1 protein-coding gene is annotated in these 643 nt (G+C 60.5%); it reads right to left on the bottom strand.

The window, feature by feature from the left end:
* The coding region (locus BUB20358_RS28020) for an IS110 family transposase (protein WP_174905195.1) at nucleotides 1-514 on the bottom strand (514 nt) is incomplete at its 3' end.
* Between the last annotated feature and the right edge of the window lie 129 nt (nucleotides 515-643).

Here is a 643-nt window from a genome sequence, read left to right on the forward strand (position 1 = left end):
GCCGGTGTGCTGCCCTCCAGTCGGCGCGGCCGGTATAGCTGACCCCATGCGAAAGCAGAAAGGACTTCAGCCGCTGCCGCGCACGCTTCAGATCATCCTTGGCACTCACCCATGCCCGTGCCAGATCGCGAAAGGCTTCGTCTTCGACGGTAGGGACAAAGACCTCCGACAGGTCGCCAGCCCTGAGAGAACGCACCAGTTTGATCGCGTCACGCCGATCGGTCTTTACGCGTTCCCCCGGCTTCCTTGGAATCAGAGACGGTGCACACACCATGCAGTCGATTCCCTTCTGCTGAAGTTGACGGTAAAGTCCGTAACCACATGGGCCCGCCTCATAGACAATACAGATACGCGACGCCTTCGATTGCAGGCGCTTGCATAAGCGATCGATATCCGTCTTCGTGGTGCCAACCTTGCCGAGCAGTTCAACCTCGCCCATGCCGAACGCATAGGCGGCCGTGATCGACTCCTTATGGACATCGAGCCCGACGTACAGCGTGCTATCGTGTTCCATGCTGGCCTCCGTGCCGGAAATCGCCAGGTGCGGCCCTGTCCGCACCGTGCGGCTCTGGCAGCAATGCTAACCCGCGCTTGATTCCTCACGGCAGGCCAGCCTTTGCCCCGCGGGAGTCATACTGACTAG

The organism is Burkholderia dolosa, from assembly GCF_902499135.1.
Lineage (GTDB): Bacteria > Pseudomonadota > Gammaproteobacteria > Burkholderiales > Burkholderiaceae > Burkholderia > Burkholderia dolosa.